General features: G+C 69.2%; 10 protein-coding genes and 1 pseudogene. 6 read left to right on the top strand and 5 right to left on the bottom strand.

Going from position 1 to position 14740, the window contains the following annotated elements:
- The 5 genes from tssJ to tagF all read left to right on the top strand — a co-directional run.
- Positions 1–375: type VI secretion system lipoprotein TssJ (gene tssJ, locus RUMESO_RS12350; RefSeq protein ID WP_037280611.1), on the top strand; the 375-nt coding region annotated here is incomplete at its 5' end.
- Between the two features lie 6 nt (positions 376–381).
- Positions 382–1716, top strand: coding sequence for a type VI secretion system baseplate subunit TssK (gene tssK / locus RUMESO_RS12345; protein WP_037280598.1), 1335 nt, complete (start codon positions 382–384; stop codon positions 1714–1716).
- Between the two features lie 344 nt (positions 1717–2060).
- Positions 2061–3146: a DotU/TssL family secretion system protein gene (locus tag RUMESO_RS12340; protein ID WP_342670774.1), complete on the top strand. Its 1086-nt coding sequence runs from the start codon at positions 2061–2063 to the stop codon at positions 3144–3146.
- A gap of 1 nt (position 3147) precedes the next feature.
- A complete protein-coding gene (gene tssM / locus RUMESO_RS12335) occupies positions 3148–5754 on the top strand; it encodes a type VI secretion system membrane subunit TssM (protein ID WP_245639259.1) in 2607 nt (868 codons plus the stop codon).
- Positions 5730–7202: a type VI secretion system-associated protein TagF gene (gene tagF / locus RUMESO_RS28545; protein ID WP_245639258.1), complete on the top strand. Its 1473-nt coding sequence runs from the start codon at positions 5730–5732 to the stop codon at positions 7200–7202. The genes tssM and tagF overlap by 25 nt, the downstream gene beginning before the upstream one ends.
- Here tagF and RUMESO_RS12325 read toward each other — a convergent pair.
- From RUMESO_RS12325 to RUMESO_RS12310, 5 genes and pseudogenes are all read right to left on the bottom strand, one after another.
- Positions 7189–9510 (bottom strand): type VI secretion system Vgr family protein, encoded by a 2322-nt coding sequence (locus tag RUMESO_RS12325; protein ID WP_037280595.1) that lies wholly within the window; start codon positions 9508–9510, stop codon positions 7189–7191. The genes tagF and RUMESO_RS12325 overlap by 14 nt on opposite strands.
- Positions 9511–9595: 85 nt before the next feature.
- Entirely contained in the window at positions 9596–11326 is a 1731-nt protein-coding gene (locus RUMESO_RS12320; RefSeq protein ID WP_051521285.1) for an ImcF-related family protein, read from the bottom strand.
- A gap of 337 nt (positions 11327–11663) precedes the next feature.
- Positions 11664–12047, bottom strand: a pseudogene (locus RUMESO_RS28540) (DotU family type IV/VI secretion system protein); the annotation flags it as partial.
- A 10-nt stretch (positions 12048–12057) separates the two neighbouring features.
- Entirely contained in the window at positions 12058–12981 is a 924-nt protein-coding gene (locus tag RUMESO_RS12315; protein WP_037280593.1) for a M15 family metallopeptidase, read from the bottom strand.
- A gap of 2 nt (positions 12982–12983) precedes the next feature.
- Positions 12984–13718: a PP2C family protein-serine/threonine phosphatase gene (locus tag RUMESO_RS12310; RefSeq protein WP_245639261.1), complete on the bottom strand. Its 735-nt coding sequence runs from the start codon at positions 13716–13718 to the stop codon at positions 12984–12986.
- Positions 13719–13959: 241 nt separating this feature from the next.
- On the opposite strand from RUMESO_RS12310, the gene RUMESO_RS12305 reads away from it, so the two are divergent.
- Entirely contained in the window at positions 13960–14664 is a 705-nt protein-coding gene (locus tag RUMESO_RS12305) for an OmpA family protein (RefSeq protein WP_051521284.1), read from the top strand.
- Positions 14665–14740: the final 76 nt, after the last annotated feature.

Raw genomic sequence — 14740 nt, 5'->3', positions numbered from 1 at the left:
GTCGCCACCATCACGGCCACCGGTGCGACCGGGATGAATCCGGGTTCCGACGGCGCGGACCGGCCGCTCACGCTGACCGTGCTTCAACTGCGGGCCACGGGCGCCTTCGAGGGAGCGGACTTCTTCGCGCTCCAGGCGCCCGAGACCGCGCTGGGCGGGGATCTGGTGTCCGCGACCCAGGTGACGCTGGCGCCGGGCGCGTCCGCATCGACGACGATCCCCCTTGACCCGGCCACCACGGCGCTCGGCATCCTGGGCGGCTTCCGCGATCCCGCAGGCAAGGCGTTCCGCGTGGTCACGCCCGTCACGCCGGGCGAGAGCGCGAACCTCGCGGTTGCCGTCACCGCGTCGGGCGTGGCCGTGAGCGCGGCCTGAGGCGGCATGGACGAGGCCAACAGGGTCGTCTGGTCGGAGGGCCTGTTCCTTCGCACCCAGCACTTCCAGCAGCAGGACCGCTTCACCGAGGGTCAGGTGCGCGGCGCATTGCGGGCGGCGCACCTCCAGGGCTGGGGCTTCTCGGCGCTCTCGCTCGACGAGGGCGCGCTCCAGGCGGGGCGCATCGGGATCGCTGAGGCGAGCGGGATCTTTCCCGACGGCACGCCCTTCGCCGTCCCGTCCGGCGCGCTCCCGCCCGAGGTGGTGGCGGTCCGCCGCGACGGGGCGGTAGGCCTCGCCCGGATCGGCATCCCGGTCGAGGCATCCGGCACGCCCTCGACCGAGCCAGCCCATGCCGCGTCGGGCGGAGCCCGTTACCGAGGCGAACTGGTGACCGTGCGCGATGCGGTCCAGGGTGGCGCCGAGGCCGCCGAGATCGAGGTGGCGCGCCTCGTGCCCCGGCTCTTCCCGCCTGGCGAGGATGCCGCGGGCTACGTCACGATGCCGGTTGCCCGGGTCGAGGGGCTCGCGGCCGACGGCTCGGTGCGGCTGGCGCCCGGCTTCCTGGCCCCGGCGCTGCGCACCGGCGCGGTGCCATGGTACGCGGCTTTCGCGGCCGAGGTCGCCCTGGGCCTCGAGCGCATCGCCGAGGCACGCAGTCGGCTCATCCTGGGCGGCGCGGGCCGAAGCCTGGAGGACCTTCTGGTCCTGGATCTGGCCAACGCGGCGCGGCCCCGCGTGGCCCACATGGCGGCGCAAGACCTCTACCATCCGTCCGATCTCTACATGGAGCTCGCTGGGATCGCGGGGCGGATGGCGACCTATGGGTCCTCGTCCCGCCTGCTCTCGGAACTCGCTCCCTATGTCCACGAGGATCCGGAGCCCGCCTTCGCAGCCCTCGCGGACACGCTGCGCTCGCTCATCCTGTCGCTGCGCCACGTCGAGCCCAAGACGCGCGTGCTGCCGGTCATGGTCCATACCCAGAACATCTGGAAGGTGCGCATCGACAACCCGGACGTCGTGCGAAACAGCCGGATCGTCCTGCGGGTGGGGTCGGACATGTCCGAGGCGATGCTGCGTCGCATCTTCGTCGACCAGGCCACGGTCGGCGCCGCCGACGAGTTCGAGAAGCTCTGGCGCTCGCGCCTCCCCGGCATCCCGCTCCGGCCGCTGCACTCGCAGCCGAAGGAGATACCCTACGATGGCGATCGGCTCTGCCTGGAGCTGGACCGGAAATCCGAGCATTGGGCCCACATCCTCGAGTCGCCGGGCTTCGTCATCGGCGTGTCGGGGCAGCTCGAACGCCAGCCCGAGATCGACTGCTACGCGGTGAGCCAGTGACGACATGAGCGACGCGGATGATCCCTTCGGCCTGATGAACGACGCCGGGCGCACCCGCATCCGCCCGACCGGCCGACGGGCCCAGCCCGCCACGCCATCAGCGAGGACCGAGCCTACCCGGTCGGGGAGCTACTCCGCGCCCTCCAGGGCGGAGCCTTACGGCTCCCAAAGCGGAACGGCGCCGCCCGTACGCCATGCTAGGGCCCACCCGAACCCGTTGATCGCCGCCTTCGCGCCGCTCCTCGAGATCGCCCCCGAGCTCGAGCGCGCCGCCCCGCCGCCCAGCGCGGAGACGCTCCGGGTCAGGCTCCTCGACAACCTGATCGACGACGCGCGATGCCGCCGTGGCGGCGGGAGTGCCGCTGTCCCGGGCCGACCAGGGAGCCTGGTTCGTGGCCGCGCTGATCGACGACCTCGCGATCAACACGCCCTGGGGAGGCCACGGCGACTGGCCGCGCCAGCCGCTCGTCGTCTCGCTGTCCGGCGAGGTCGACGCCGGGAGCCGCTTCTTCGAGAAGCTGGCCGAGCTCCAGCGCTATCCCGAGCGCGATCCGCAGCTCTTGGAGCTGGCGCATGCGTGCCTCGCCCTGGGCTTCCGTGGCCGCTACCGCGTCGAGGGATCGCAGATGCAGGGCGCGCTCCTCCAAGCCCGCACCGCCACCGCCCGCCTCCTGCGCAGCGCGGATGCCGAGCGGGCGCCGCTGTCGCCGCATTGGGAAGGGGTGGACGCCCCCGACGTGCCCCGCCGCTTCGCGGTGCCGCTCTGGACCATCGGCCTCGGGGCGGTCGCGGTCGTCGCGGCCATACATGTCGGCCTGGGCATGCGCCTCTCCGACAGGGCCGAGCAGCTCTACACCCTGGCCCGCCTCGTCCCGCCGCCCGAGCGCGCCGGCATCTTCCGACCCGTCCGCGAGACGCCGGTCGCGCCGCAGGCCGAAATCGTCGAGCCGCCTCCGGTCGTCCAGCCCGTCATGCTGAACCTCTGGCCCGAGTTCCAGGCCGCGGCGCCGGCCGACCTGTCCGGGGCGCTCACCGGGCGGGAGGACGTGTCGCTGGCCGTGCTCGTCCTGCGCGGCACGGAACCCTCGCTGTTCCGGTCGGCGCGGGCCGACCTCAACGACATCTACCTGCCCCTGGTGGCATCCATCGGCCGAACCGTCGCGGCGAACGTCGATGTCATCGGCGGGGTCACCGTGATCGGGCACACGGATTCGGTGCCGGTGCAGTCGAGCAATCCCTTCGCGACGAACCAGGGCCTGTCCGAGGCGCGGGCCCAAGCCATCGCCGATCTCCTGGTCCAGGCAGGCGTGCCAGCCGAGCTCCTGCATGTGGAGGGGCTAGCGGACACGGAGCCGGTCGCGGACAACGCGACGGCCGAGGGGCGCGCCCAGAATCGCCGGGTCGAGATCCGCATCGAGAAGAGGCTCTGACATGCGGCTCCTGAAATCCGTGTTCCGCTTCCTCTTCTCCCGTCGGCTCTGGACGTTCATCGGCGTGGTCCTGCTCTGCCTCCTGATCTGGCAGTTCGGCGCGATCGTGAAGATCGGGGATCTCGTGCCCCTCGAGACCGAGACGGCACGGCTGATCGCCATCGGCGTCGTGGTGATCCTGTGGCTCTTCTCGATCCTGATCGGGCAGCTCCGCGCGGCCCGGGCGAACCAGGTCTTCGTGACCGAGTTGGCCCGCCCCGCGCCAACCCCGCCAAAGCCCGGCGAGGGCGCGGTGGGCGAGATCAACACGAAGTTCCAGGCGATCCTGAACGAGATGAAGCGCTCGAAGCTCGGCAGCCGCCGCTTCCTCCGGGAGATGCCTTGGTACATCATCATCGGGCCTCCCGGCACCGGCAAGACGACGGCACTCCGCCAGTCGGGCCTGCACTTCCCCGTCGACCTCTCGGACGACCTGAAGGGGGTCGGCGGCACGCGCAACTGCGACTGGTTCTTCACCGACGACGCGGTCCTGGTGGATACGGCCGGCCGCTACACCGAGCAGGGGAGCGACCCTGAAGCCGACGCCGCGGAATGGGCGGGCTTTCTCAACCTCCTCAAGAAGCACCGCGGGCGCCGGGCGCTCAACGGCGTCATCGTCGCGATCTCCGTGCGCGAGCTGCTTGGCCCCAAGGAGGATCTGCGCGCCCATGGACGGGAGATCCGCAAGCGCCTCGCCGAGCTGCGCGATCAACTGGCGATGCATCTGCCGGTCTATCTGCTCGTGACGAAGCTCGACCTCGTCCCGGGGTTCGAAGCCTTCTTCGAGGAGATGACGACGGAGGAACGCGAGCAGGTCTGGGGCACGACGCTGCCCGTGGAGGGCGGCGTCGACAGCGTCACCGTCGAACGGGAGCTCCAGGCCCTTGCCGCCCGTGCCGAGGCACGGCTCGCCGGGCGCTTGGCCAGCGACGTGCCCCTGGCGCAGCGGGCGGAGATCTTCCGCTTTCCGGCCCAGCTCCTGCGGCTCGACGCGCCGCTCAAGCTCCTGACCGACGCCGTCTTCGGCGAGACGCGCTACGACGAGGCGCCTTGGCTCAGGGGGATCTACCTGACCTCGGCCACCCAGGAAGGCTCGCCCATCGACCGCCTGGTGACGGAGCTGGCCGAGGGCTTCGGCCTGCCCGTCCAGGCGGCCGCCCCCGCGCGGCGGGGCGACAAGAGGTCCTTCTTCCTCCGTCGTGTCCTGACCGACGTCATCTTCCGCGAGTCGGGCCTCGGCATCCTGGACCTGCGGGCCGAGGAGCGGCGCAAGTGGATGTGGCGTGGCACGCTTGCCGGAGCGGTGCTGGTCACGGCCTGCCTGGCCGCAGCCTTCGCCTTCTCGTTCAGCCGCTACTCGGCCTTCATCGACGAGCAGAAGCGCCTGCTGACCGGCCTCCAGGCGAGCTTGGCCGACGTCGCGGTCCGACAGGCTCCGACCGACCCGCTCGACCTGGACGTCGCGCTCGAGGCCGTGGGCAAGGTCCAGGCAGCCTCCGTCGCCGTGCCCGTGCACCCGCTGACCTCCTTGGGCCCGACGGCCCAGCCCGAGCTTCAGCAGGCGGAGCGCATCGCCTACGAGAGGGCCCTTTCCAACATCCTGGAACCCCGGATGGCGGCGCTTCTGGAGGCCACCATCTGGGCGCGGATTCGCGATCCCGAGTTCCTGCTGAATGCCCTCAAGACCTACTTCATGATGACGGGCCTCGGACCCTATGATCGCGACTTCGCCGCGGCCTGGTGGCAGGACGTCCTTCCGGAGGCGGCGCCGATCAACCCCTTCCCCACCGACTCGGCCCTCGAGCTTCAGCTCGACGCGCTCGACCTCCTGGCGAGCGAGGAGACCAAGATCGAACCCGACCAGAAGCTGGTCGCCGTCGCTCTCGAAAGCCTGTGCCAGGTTCCGCTTGCCCGTCGAGCCTACAACGCGCTCATGTCGGACCCAGCCGTCGCAAGGCTCCCGAAGTGGACGCCGGCGCAGGTGACGGGCCCCAATGGGGCCAAGGTGTTCACTCGCCTTTCAGGTGCATCCCTGAACGCAGGCCTCGCGGGCGCCTACACCTATGAGGGATTCCACGGGACGATCCTGCCGCTGCTGCCCGAGGTGGCGGCGCAGGCCGCGATCGACCGTCTGGTCTTCGCCGGCGGCTGCGAGGAGAGCGCCGAGGCGGACGCCGACGTGCTCCAGGCCGAGATGCTGCGGCTCTACGAGCAGGACTTCATCGCCCAATGGGACGGCTTCCTGCGCGACATCCGCCTCGCGCCCCTGACGGACCTGACGGTCGCGACCGAGAACCTCAAGGATCTGGCCAGCGAGAACAGCGCCCTCAAGCGCCTGCTGCGCGCGGTGGTGGACGAGACCGACCTCACCCGCGTCGAGGCCGAGGCGGCCGAGGGTGAGGAGGGTTCCGCCGTGCCCTCGGGCGTGCTTGGCCCTGCCATCAAGCGTCTCGGCACCATTGGGCGGCTGGCACGGACCGGCTCGCGCCTCGTTCCCGTGCCGGCGAGGGCGACGATGCGGAGGCGCCCCAGCCGGGTGAGGAGGTGGCCACGCATTTCCGTCCCCTGAAGGGCGTGATCGACTCCGTGGACGACCAGCCGCCGCTGATCGACGACGTGGTGGCCGCCCTGGCGGCGCTGGCCAACGAGCTGCAGACCGTCAAGGTGGGCGACGATCCCAACAAGACGTTGCAGGAACGTGGGGGATTGGGCGAGCTGGTCGGCGCGGTCGCCGACGTGGCGGTGGGGCTGCCCGACCCCATCGACGACTGGATCGCCGGGATCGCCCAGGACACCAGCGAGATCACGCGCGAGGCCATGGTGGCCGAGCTCAACGCGCATCTCCAGGCGGATGTGCTGCCGTTCTGCCATTCGGCGACGGATGGACGCTACCCGTTCGACCAGGCCAGCACCATCGACGTGACGGTGGCGGACTTCCAGCGCCTCTTCGGGCCCGGCGGCATCTTCGACGAGTTCACGAACAACCTTCTCTTGCCTTACGTGAATACCACCACGCGCCCTTGGCTGTGGCGCGCGGACTTTGGCCTGCCGCCCGAGACCCTGCAGCCCTTCGAGAAGGCGCGCTCGATCCGCGATGCGCTCTTCCCGGGCGGCCTGGGCCCGGTCATCGCCTTCACGCTCGAGCCCAAGGACCTGTCCGCCAACGCGGCCCGGGTCACGCTGAACGTCGACGGCCAGTTGCTCGTCTACTTCAACGCGGCCACGCGGCCCATGCCGATGACTTGGCCCGGAACGGACGGGACGAACCTCGTCTCGCTCTCCTTCACCCCGCTCGACGGCTCGACCGAGGAGATCACCACGGAGACGGGGGGCCTGGGCCTTCCTGCGCCTCGTGCACGAGAACCAGCTCTCGCCCACCGAGCTGCCGGAGGTCTTTCGGCTGCGGCTCTCGCACGGCGCCCATGCGGCGACCTACGACCTTCGCGCGTCCAGCGTGGAGAACCCGCTGGACCTCCAGATGTTCGCAGGCTTCCAGTGCCCGGAGAGGTTCTGAGCCGGGAGGGCTATGTCGGCCTCTGGGGAAAGCTGCCCGCGACGGGCGATTTCATCTCGCGTGGCCTGCCCGATGCTTTCCGGGCCCGCTGGGACGCCTGGGTGACGCGCCATCTCGCCGCGTTGGCCGAGCCTTGGCCCGCAGGCGGGCTGCGGTTCCGGCTCGTTTCGGGTGGCCAGACCGCCTCGGGCCTGGTGGCGCCAAGTCGAGACGCCGCCGGACGGTCCTTTCCCTTCACTGCTCTGGTCGTGCTGCCCTTCGCGCCCTCGACCGTCGACATCGACCGCTGGTGCGACGGCGTCCTTCCCCTCTTGATCGAAGCGAAGAGCGGAGCCGTCGGTGGCGATGACCTCTGGCGCGCCCTGGACGCCCTGCCACGGCCAAGCATGGTCCGGCTCGGGCCCGACGCGCCACTCCTTCTCTGGACCGCAGGACAGGCGCCACGGGCCGCCGACCCGACCGAGCCGGACCCCGCCCTTTCGGTCCTTTTCAGTTCTGGTTGATCTTGGACGCCTTGAGCACCATGTCGCCGCCGGCCTTGCCGGTGATCTTGCCGCTGCCGTCGAGCGTGATGTCCTTGCCCTTGGTGGAGATGGTGCCGTCCTTCTTCATCACGAGCGTCGCGTCACCACACTTCAGGGTGATCTCGTCGGTCGCCTCGATGACGATCTTCTTGCCGGACTTCACCGCGATGTTGCCGGTCACGTCGTGGCCCTGGTCCTTGCCCACCTTCACCATTCGCCCGCCATCGACCTGGGTCGCCTGATCGCCCGCGACGTTCAGGTTCTGGTTGCCGCCGATGGCCGAGGCGTGGTCCTTGCCGACCTGGAAGGTCTGGCCCCCGCCCACCGTGGTCGAGTCGTCGGTTCCGATGCTGTGCGACTGGCTGGTGCCGACGGTCACGCTGCGGCTCACGCCGATGGCGTTGGTCTGGTCCATGCCGACGACTCGCGCTTCCTCGAGGGCCACGGTGTCGCTGCGGGCGGCCTTGACCAGAACGGTCTGCGCCATGCCGACGATCTGGGTGTGCAGCTTGTCGATGTTCTCCGTGGAGTTGCCGACGACGTGGATGGTCTCGTCGATATCCACGGTGAGCGAGCGGTTCGCATGGACGTGCTCGGTGTCGTTCGCGCCGATGTCCACCGTCCGGTGACGGCCGACCTTGGTGGACTTGTCGTTGCCGACCGACTCGGCCCGGTCGTGACCCACGGCCTGCGTCGCGTCGTGGCCCACGTCCTCCTTCCAATCGTGGCCGATGTTGCGGCTCTCGTCGTTCTTGATGAGCTCGTTGTGATCCTTCTCGGCCTGGAAATACACCTCCTCCGATCCCTTCTTGTCCTCGAAGCGCAACTCGTTCCACCCGCCGCCGCCCAGGGAGCTGTTCGACTTCCAGCCCGACTGGGTGGCATTGGCGGGCAGGCCGTAGGGCGGCATCTGCTCGGCGTTGTAGACCCGCCCGGTGATGATGGGCTGGTCGGGGTCCCCTTCGAGGAAGTCGACGATGACCTCCTGGCCGATGCGCGGGATCTGGATGAAGCCCCACCCCGATCCCGCCCAGACGGAGCTGACCCGCACGAAGCAGGACGAGTTCTCGTCCTTCTTCCCGAGTCGGTCCCAATGGAACTGGACCTTCACGCGGGAATACTTGTCGGTGAAGATCTCCTCGCCGGCGGGACCGACCACGACGGCGGTCTGGGGGCCCTTCATGAGGGGCCGCGGCGTTCGCCGCGCGGGCCGGAAGGGCAGGGAGGCCGGCTGGAGGTCGACCGCGATCTCGCATCCGACGTCGGCCCGGCTCATGCCGGCCTGCCGCATCCCGGTCCGGTACTGGCCGTCCCACATCCGGTAGCGCGTCCGAAGGATCAGGTAGGCGTCGTTCTCGGCCTCGCGGGGGAAGTCGGTGAGCGTGAAGGTCGCGCCCGCGTAGAGCCCCGGTGCGGTCGCTCGAGCCTCGGCCGTCTGTCGTGGGGCCTGGATCTCCTGCAGGCGGACCGAGCTCAGGCTGTCGCCGCGACCGAACTCCAGGTAGTTACCGGGATAGTGGTAGGCTTCGGTCTTGTCGTTCCCCATGCTCGTGGGTGCGGTGGCCTTGGTGAAGAGGTTGGCCGAGGGCTTCTCGAAGTCGTAGTCGGTATGGGCATAGTACCGCGTACGGACGGCGGCGGTGGCCGTCCATTGCACGATGAAGTCCCCATCCTGGAAGTTCGCCCTCTCGTCCGGCTGCCAGCGAAGCGTGTCGAGTCCCTCGGCGGGTTCGAGGCGTCCGCTTTCGTCCGCAAGCACGAGCAGGTGGTCGCCTTCGGAATGCTCGAAGAAGTAGAGGATCCCCTCGTGCTCGAGGAGCCGCTGGACGAAGTCGAGATCGCTCTCTCCGTATTGCACGCAGTATTCGCGCGGCGGATAGGATTTCCGAAGCCGCTTCTCGAACTTCACCTGCGGATAGTCCTTGAGGACGTCCTCGACGATCTGCACCACGCTCTTGTTCTGGAAGATGCGGTTGCCGGTGGACAGCGACGACAGCCACAGGGTCGGCCGGATCGTGGCTCGGTAGCGGGCGAAGCCTTCCGCCAGGCTCACGAAGCCGAAGTCCGAGACGATGCCATTGAGGTGCCGCTTCGGAGCCTCATCCCGGCCGATCGAGATGGTGACGGGCTTCCCAAGGAGCTCCGACGCCTCGATCTCCGGGTCCGGGCTCACCATCTCGAGTTCGAAGGCGAAGCAGCGGCTGATCTCGTCCTGGCCATCGAGGGCCGCGAAGAGGAGCCTGTCGGCGTCGAGCGGGGACTTGAGGATGATCTCGCGGTCGGTCACGGGTTACTCCTTCCGACGACGGCTGCCCAAGGGGGACGCATGGGACGCAGGATAGCGCATGCCGAGCCGGTTCGGCCCTGGAAAGTCACAGGTCGGCCGGACACGAGAAGCCCTTCACGGCGCTCAGGCCTGCGACCGGGTTGGCCGCCGACGGAAAGGACATCTCGAGGAACAGCCGCCCCGCATCGGATCGGAGGTCCACGAGGAACCGCTGGCCGCCATCACGCTCGCGCAGCCGCAGCCCGCCCATCAGGCGGAGGAAGCCCCAGGGGCCGAGCTGGGTGATGCTGGAACCTGCGGCCTGTTGCTGGAAGGCGACGGCGATGCCGGCCTGGGGGTCGGGGCCTGGCCAGCCAAGCGATGCGGCCTCTTGGTTCGCCCCCACCCCTGCGCTGGCCCCGCCCAGGCTCACGACTGCTTGTCCTCTCTCGGCCAGGGCCGCCAGGGTGACCTCGGTCCCCAGCCGTCCGGAAGGGCCGAAGAAGGCGGCCCGCACCGCTCGGGCCTTCTCGAAAACCTCGACGCTATCGGGCGAAAGGCCCGAGAAGCGCGCCTCGGGGCGCCAGCGCCAGGGGGAGACGGACGTATCGATGTCGGGCTCGACCCTGCTGTGGAAGAAGCGCTCGATGGCTCCATCGGGTCCAAGCAGGGCCGCGAATGCGGCTGGATCGGCGTCCTCGCCTGCCAGGTCGAAGGGGAAGCGCCTTTCGGTGACCTGTCGGCAGAGATCGAAAACCTCTCTCTGCCACTGCTGCGTCACCGGATTGGCGATCTGCTGGACCCGGGGGACCGTGGTCTGGGCGAGCACGTCCTCGACCATCTGGACCACCACCGGGGGAGCCTGCCTCGGCGCCACGATCAAAGCGGCGCGGTCCTGGAAGCTGATCAGGCGCTCGGTGCGCAGGTCAGGGTCCAGATCGCGCGCGCCGAGCGTCGCGTTGAGCGCGGCGAAGAGCGACGACACCTCGTCAAGCCGGCCTTCCTCCAGATACTGAATGGTCGGGCCGAATTCAGTGGCAATGCGGATCTGGAGAGGCTGGGGGCGACTCCGATCCGTGCCGCCCACCTCGGCCCAAGCCTTGGTCAGGAGCACGTTGAGCGGCGAGTCCCCCCGCGCGAGCAGGCCCGAGACGAGGACGCCGGCCTCCGGCCGATCGAAGGGACGAACGCGCAGATCGGCGAGGAACTGCCGCCAGGTGACCAGGGTCTCCCGTTGCAGTCGCTCCAACACTGCGTCCGCCATATGGGGGTCTGGCGGGTCGCTCGCCCCGAACATCCGCCGGGCCTCGCTCCGGGTCGTCTCCACGGCCGACTCCGCGCCGCCATTGCGGGCGAAGACCCAGCCCGGCATCGTGAAGGCACCGGAAATGGGCGTTTCGATGGGCAGCCCCGAATGGCGCACCGCGAGACTCGAAAGGTCGGGCACCTCGTCGGTCGGCCGCCACGGCGCTAGCGCCGTCATGCCAGGCGAGCGGATCAGCTCGATCCAGGCTCGGTCCACCTCCGGAGCTTCGGCGGCCAATTCGCGCGCTTGGGCCAGCAACTCCCCGTCCGGCTGGGGCAGGGCGACCGAGGGTTGGGTGAGCATCGCGACGTACGGTGCGAGCCCTTGCAGATCCGGGAGCAGGTCGGGTCGCGCGGTCAGCCAGCCTTGAAGGAAGCCTGGGTTCCAGCCCGCGGCACCCGAAAGGATATCCCAAGCCCGGACCGTGTCGTAGACCGCCGCACTGTCTCCCTCGCTCGCGAGGGCGCTGTCGATGGCCTTGGCAAGCACCGCGGGGGACGTGCCGCGCGATGGCCTCGGCCTCGGCAGCATGGGCCATCCTGCCGGCGTCGAACCCCAGGCGATCCGAGAAGAGATGGATCGGCGCCTTTTCCAGCGAGCCGTCCACTCGCCGCACCGCGGCCGCAAGCCGGTCGAGGCGGGCAGGCAAGTCGGGGATCGACCCGCTACGGTCGAGGCCGATCTGCACGGCCTCGATCGCGAAGGCGCGAGCCGTGTCCCGATGGAACGACCATTCGGCATGAAGCGTCCAGGCCAGCACGAGGAAGGCGAAGCCGAGGACCGCAGCAACCAGCAGCCCGCCCCAGCCATCGGGCCCGGCCTGCTCAAGGTGGGTCCGCGCTTCCTCCACCCGTGCGAGGCAGGCCCTGAGAAAGATGGCGACGTCTGCGAAGGCGGGGCCTGCCGCCTCGGCCCGCGCCGCGAAGTCCCGGACTCGCCCGGGCGACATGTCCTCGCCCTCGTAGAGAAGGCGGTGAGCGCCGGCCGACCATTCGCGACGTGGTATGGTGCGGTTGCCGCGCGCCGCCTCGTCGAGCACGAGCCCAAGCGCGAGCCGAGCGGGCGCGATCGTCGCGCGCGGCACCCGTGCGGCCCCGAGATCGTCCGCAAAGCGATCGAGTCGCGATCGCGCCTCTCGCAGCAGGTGCGGCGGGTCGAGGACGTGGCGCTCCTCCGCAAGGTGCTCGGCGAACAGCAGGACGGGTTGCGCGGCCTGGTCGTAGGCGGTCCGACCTTGCCCGAGCGGCGTCACGGCGTCCGCCCTAGTCGAACTCGCCTTGGGCCGCCCAGTCACGGAGCGTCTCCTCACCCACCTCGAAATGCATCGAGTCCTCGCGGCTTTGGTACCCGGCACCCCAGAACCAGCCTTCTTCGTTGAAGTATTCCGCCAAGGGCACCAACCCGAACTGGGTGTCGTCGTCGCCCATGTTGTCGGTCACGCCCTCTAGCGTGAGGTCGATGGCGGTGCCCCAGGAGTGGTTCGAGATGCGAGTGGTCGAGCCGCGGACGAAGCGGGGACACAACCCTCCCGCCGTGCCGAGCTTGGCGTAGAGGTCCGGGTCGCTCTGCTTGAACCTGTCCAATACGCGTTCGAGGCTATCCAGGGCGGGACGCAGCATGGTGGCCCTGATCGGCCCGATCTCGCGGGTCTTCAGCAGCGAAGCGAGCCTTGAGTTCGTCACCTCCTGGCAGTCGGACGAGAGATTCTCCCTCGGACGCCCGAGGAGATCGATCAGCACCGAATTGCCGGGCGACGTGATTCCCCGGTTGAAACGATCCTTGGACACGTTCACGGGCTCGGTAGGCTCGACGGTCTCGCTGGGCGCCTCAAGGTTCCCACTGGCGTCCGTATCCGAGGCGGTGGGCAGGCTGTTCCCCTCCGGGGCGGTCTCCGGGGCTGTCTCAGGGGCTCGCTCGGAGGCTCGGGACGTCGTCGCGTTCCCATTCGCCACGAGGCTCAGATCCTCCCGCAGTCGGGCGATCTCGGCCTGCGCCGTCGCCAGTCCCTCGACCAGCCCGGTCCGCTCCCGATCCGCGGCGGCCAGGGCGTCCTCGATCCGCTGGAGTCGAGTGTCCGTCGTGGAGTCGGCGCTGTCGAGGAGCGAGGTCAGGATGCCGAAAGCGATGGCGGCGGCCACGAGGCCTATGGCGATGACAACCGCCCCCGTAAGGCTGCCCCGCCGCACTCTCAAGCTCCCCGCATGTGGACCGCGATCACCGAGACGTTGTCGGGCGCGCCGACCTCCAGGGCGTCGGCCAGGAGTTGCCGGCAGACATCCTGAGGCGACATCGGCGTGGTCAGAGCCATCACCATGCGCTCCTCGTACAGGCATCCGGTCAGCCCGTCGCTGCACAGGAGCAGCCAATCCTCGGCGAAGAGGGGCACGCGGACGACGTCCACCTCGACCCGAGGGCCGCCGCCGATGGCCCGTGTGACGACATGCGACTCGGGGTGGAGGGCCGCTTCCTCGGAGCTGATCTCGCCCTGATCCATGAGGTCCTGCACCAGCGTATGGTCACGGGTCAGGAGCCGCAGGGCGCCGCGTCGGCACAGATAGGCCCGGCAATCGCCAACCCAGGCCACGCTGGCGAGTGCCTGCCGGACGACCAGCGCCACGGCGGTCGCACCCATGCCTGGCGACCCGAGCTGTCGCGCTCGGTCGCGCACGCGCGAGTTGGCCCGCTCGAACTGGGTCACCAGGCTTCCGCCAGGGTCGCTCCAGGCCTCAGTATCGGTGATGGAGGCGAGGCATTCGATGACGATGTCCGAGGCCACGTCGCCGTGGCCGTGCCCACCCATGCCATCGGCAATCGCCCAGAGCGTTCCGCCAGGGTCGGTGAGGATCGAATCCTCGTTGCGTTCCCGAACACAGCCTCGGTGCGTGAGACCTGCACCATCCGGAAGCGGCGCGGGTGCGGTCACCGAAGGCACCCGTGTGACGGGCGAGGTCACGATGCGACCTGGCCGGGTGACACAGCCCCGAAGGTTGACATGGGACGCCGTACCCAAGTTGTCGTTTGCATCAATGCCAAGTATAGCTTAGTCTTACGTTAAGGTAATGCGTTTCTTGCTACCAGGTGGGTGCGAAATGCGACGGCCTCTTCCCTTATCCTTCGCACTTGTTGCCCTCTCCGTGGTACCCGGTCTGATCCGGGCCCAGGAGATGACGGACGAGGAAATCGGTAGTCGCTGGCTGGCGCAACGCGACGGCGTTCACGCTGCCGTCGACCTTGGCGCTTCCCGAAGTCTCGATCCCGATGGTGCCACCCGAGGCATCGAGGTCGTCCACGTCCAGAACCTCATGACGACCTCGGACTCGCCGGTCGACGAATCCGCTGCGTCTATCCCCGAGTCCGAAGACGAAGGTCCCACCACCCAGGCCCAAGCACCGGCTCAGCCCCAGAGCGATGGCGTTCCCGATGCGGAGGGCTCGGGCGGCGTGGCGGCGGGCGAAGAAGTCGTGGTGGCTGCGGCCTCGCCTCCGACTCTGGACGCGAACCTCGGGCCCGATGCGGTGGTCGTCATCCCGACGGGTATCCGGGTCGATGTGCATATCGGGTTCGCCTTCGACTCCGCAGCCCTGGCCGACGATCAGCTTCCGAAGCTCGAGCAGCTCTGCCGGGTGATGAAGGGTAGCCCCATCAACCTCTTCCGGATCGTCGGCTACACCGACGCGGCCGGCAGCGAGGACTACAACGAGCAGCTTTCGTTCCTGCGGGCACAGGAGGTCCGGCGCTACCTCGTCAGCACGTGCGGCCTGTCGCCCGACCGGCTCGAGGCCGTGGGTTTGGGTGAGCGCTTCCTGATCGACCCGTCGAACCCCGACGCCGCGGAGAACCGCCGCGTCGAGTTCCAGGCGTTGAGCTGACCTTCGAATGGGGATCGTGGGCCGCGGCGGCGGCTGGCTACGCCCAGAGCCGAGTTCTGGCGCCTGCCCCGGCCGG

Source organism: Rubellimicrobium mesophilum DSM 19309 (genome assembly GCF_000600335.2).
GTDB classification, from domain to species: Bacteria; Pseudomonadota; Alphaproteobacteria; order Rhodobacterales; family Rhodobacteraceae; genus Rubellimicrobium; species Rubellimicrobium mesophilum.
This window is presented reverse-complemented; position numbering and strand designations above follow the sequence as displayed.